Here is a 3,566-nt window from a genome sequence, read left to right as displayed (position 1 = left end):
GGCGCTCGGCATTGCCGGGCTGCTCGCGCTTAAACGCCCACGTGTTAAACGATTTGATGATCAACTCAGGATTGTAATTCTGATTGGCGCTCGTCCGAGTTTTCCCGCCCGGTTTCCGAGACGATTTTTCGCCTTCTTTTCCGATCATGGCCTCCTGACCCCCCTTGCCCCTACGGCATCTCGAAGCATTGATTTCAGCCTCAGGCTGACATGACTCCGACGGATCAGCAATATTCTCGGAAAGATCATACATGGCGCGACCCACTCACCGCTCGCAACGCCGGATAAATGGGTTAACGACTTGCTAAAGTCAATAAAATTGCTACCAAATAGTTAATTTCACGAACAAGAAATGGATTGCCGGCTACCCGGGAGGGCGCCGAGAGAACGGCTGAGCTGCGGGCCGGGACGAGGCAAGGCCACGGGCCGCCCGGTCGCCGCGCGATCACCGCGCCGAGCCTGCGGCACTGGACGGATTCTTGCCTTACCATGGGGCCCCTGGCCGGGAGGGTGGAGCCACGATGGATCTCAACACGATCGACGCTGTGGTGGCGCCGCGGGGACGCCGGGACCTGCCCGCCTGGCGGGCCGGCGACGCCTGGCTGGCGGGCGGCACCTGGCTGTTCTCCGAGCCGCAGCCCGCCCTGCGACGCCTGGTCGACCTGGCCTCCCTCGGATGGCCGGCCCACGCCGTCACGGCCCAGGGGCTCGCGATCGGGGCGACCTGCACCATCGCGGCGCTCGACCGGCTCGACCTGCCGGCCGAATGGACGGCCTCGCCCCTCGTCGGCCAGTGCTGCCGGGCCCTCCTCGGCTCGTTCAAGGTCTGGAACGCCGCCACGGTGGGGGGCAACCTCTGCATGGCACTGCCGGCCGGCCCGATGACGGCCCTCGCCGCCGCCCTCGAGGGCACCTGCGTGATCTGGACGCCGGACGGGGGCGAGCGCGGCCTCGGCGTCCTCGACTTCGTGCGCGGGCCGCAGGAGACCGCGCTCCGCCCCGGCGAGGTTCTGCGCCGCATCGACCTGCCGGCCCGGGCGCTCGCCCGCCGCACCGCCTTCCGGCGCATCTCGCTCAGCCCGGAGGGCCGCTCGGGCGCCCTGCTGATCGGCACGCGGGACCCGGCGGGCGGATGGGCCCTGACCGTGACGGCGGCGACGCGCCGCCCGGTCAGGCTCGCGCTCGCGGACGCGCCGGACGCCGCCGGCCTGCGGGCGGCGCTCGCCGCCGCGATCCCCGACGCGCTCTGGTACGACGACGTCCACGGGAGGCCGGACTGGCGCCGGCACGTCACCGGCCTCCTCGCGGAGGAGATCCGGGCCGAGCTCGGCCAGGGCGCCCGGGCCGAGCCCGGGCGCGAGAACCGGGCCGAGCCCGACGACAGGCCCCGGGCCGGGCCCGGGCGGGGCCTGCCCGCATGAGGCTCACGGTCAACGGCCAGCCGCAGGAGGCCGCGCCCCGCCCCGGCCAGTGCCTGCGCACGCTGCTGCGCGAGCTCGGCTGGTTCGGCGTCAAGAAGGGCTGCGACGCCGGCGATTGCGGCGCCTGCACGGTGCACCTCGACGGCGAGCCCGTGCATGCCTGCCTGATGCCGGCCTTCCGGGCCGAGGGCCGGGCGGTCACCACGGTCGAGGGCCTGGCCGGGCCCTGCGCGCCCGGCGACCCGGTGCCGGACCGGCTCCACCCGGTGCAGGAGGGCTTCCTGGCGGCCCAGGGCTTCCAGTGCGGCTTCTGCACGCCGGGCCTGGTGATGACCGCCGCCGCCCTCGATCAGGGCCAGAGGCGGGACCTCGCCGCGGCGCTCAAGGGCAACCTCTGCCGCTGCACCGGCTACCGCGCCGTCGCGGACGCCATCGCGGGGGTGGCGCACGTCGAGGCGCCCGGCGCGGAACCGTGCGGGCGCAGCCTGCCCGCCCCGGCCGGGCCGGCGATCGTCAGCGGGCGGGCGCGCTACACCCTCGACCTCGCCCTGCCGGACCTCCTGCACCTGCGGGTGCTGCGCTCGCCCCACGCCCACGCCCGCATCCTGCGGATCGACCGGGACGCGGCCCTGGCGGTCCCGGGCGTCGTCGCGGTCCTCACCCACGCGGAGGCGCCGCCGGCCCGGTTCTCGACGGCCCGCCACGAGAACCCGGCCGACGACGCCGCGGACACCCGGGTGCTCGACACCGTGATGCGCTTCGTCGGCCAGCGCGTCGCCGCCGTGGTGGCCGAGAGCGAGGCCGCGGCCGAGGCCGGCTGCCGCGCCCTGCGCGTCGACTACGCGGTCATGCCGGCCTGCCTCGACCCCGAGGCGGCCCTCGCGCCCGGCGCGCCCCTGGTGCACGGGGAGCGGCACGCCGGGGCGGACGCGCCGCCGCTCCATCCCCACCCGAACCTCGCCGCCGAGGTCCACGGCGCGGTCGGCGACGTCGCGGCCGGGCTCGCGGAGGCCGATTTCGTGCACGAGGGGGTGTACGTCTCGCAGCGCGTCCAGCACGCCCACATCGAGACCCACGCGGCCGTGGGCTGGCGCGATCCCGACGGGCGGCTCGTCATCCGCTCGAGCACCCAGGTGCCGTTCCTGACCCGGGACGCGCTCTGCACCCTCTTCGGGCTCGAGCGGGCCGCGGTGCGGGTCGAGTGCGGCCGCGTCGGCGGCGGCTTCGGCGGCAAGCAGGAGATGCTGACCGAGGACCTGGTGGCGCTCGCCGTCATGGCGACGGGCCGGCCGGTGCGCTGGGAGCTGACCCGGACCGAGCAGTTCACCGCCGCCACCACGCGCCACCCGATGCAGGTGCGGGTGCGCCTCGGCGCCAGGGCCGACGGCACCCTGACGGCGATCGACCTCCGGGTGCTCTCGAACACCGGCGCCTACGGCAACCACGCCGGCGGGGTGCTGCACCACGGCTGCAACGAGGTGATCGCGGTCTACCGCTGCCCCAACAAGCGCGTGGAGGGCTACGCGGTCCACACCCACACCCTGCCGGCCGGCGCCTTCCGGGGCTACGGCCTCAGCCAGACGATCTTCGCGGTCGAATCCGCCATGGACGAGCTCGCCCGCGGCCTCGGGCTCGACCCCGTCGCGCTGCGCCGGCGCAACGTGGTGCGGCCGGGCGACGCCCTGGTGTCGACGAGCCTCGAGCCCCACGACGTCCGCTTCGGCAGCTACGGCCTCGACCAGTGCCTCGACCGGGTCGCCGAGGCCCTGGCGGCGCCCCCGCCCCCGGCCCCCTCCCCGGCCTGGCGGACCGGCTCCGGCCTGGCTCTCGCCATGATCGACACGATCCCGCCCCGGGGCCACCGGGCGGAGGCGCGCATCGCGCTGCGCCCCGACGGCACCTACGCGCTCCGGGTCGGCACGGCGGAGTTCGGCAACGGCACCACCACGGTGCACGGGCAGATCGCCGCCTCCGCGCTCGCCACGACGCCGGACCGCATCGCCATCCGGCAGGCCGACACCGACGCGGTCGGGCACGACACCGGCGCCTACGGCAGCACCGGCACGGTGGTGGCCGGGCAGGCGACCCTGCGGGCCGCGGAGGCCCTCGCGGCCGCCCTGCGCGCCCGGGCCGCCGCCCGCGCGG

3 protein-coding genes are annotated in these 3,566 nt (G+C 75.1%); 2 read left to right on the top strand and 1 reads right to left on the bottom strand.

The window, feature by feature from the left end; genetic code table 11:
* A partial coding sequence (locus DT057_RS36315; protein WP_203236458.1) for a hypothetical protein occupies nucleotides 1–265 on the bottom strand: 265 nt, incomplete at its 3' end.
* Between the two features lie 256 nt (nucleotides 266–521).
* On the opposite strand from DT057_RS36315, the gene DT057_RS34290 reads away from it, so the two are divergent.
* Nucleotides 522–1,421, top strand: coding sequence for an FAD binding domain-containing protein (locus tag DT057_RS34290; protein ID WP_128566470.1), 900 nt, complete (start codon nucleotides 522–524; stop codon nucleotides 1,419–1,421).
* The coding region (locus DT057_RS34285) for a molybdopterin-dependent oxidoreductase (protein ID WP_128566469.1) at nucleotides 1,418–3,566 on the top strand (2,149 nt) is incomplete at its 3' end. The genes DT057_RS34290 and DT057_RS34285, both read left to right, overlap by 4 nt.

Source organism: Methylobacterium crusticola (assembly GCF_003574465.1).
GTDB classification, from domain to species: domain Bacteria; phylum Pseudomonadota; class Alphaproteobacteria; order Rhizobiales; family Beijerinckiaceae; genus Methylobacterium; species Methylobacterium crusticola.
Note: the sequence above shows the minus strand (reverse complement) of the source record. Positions and strands in the feature narration are given on the sequence as shown.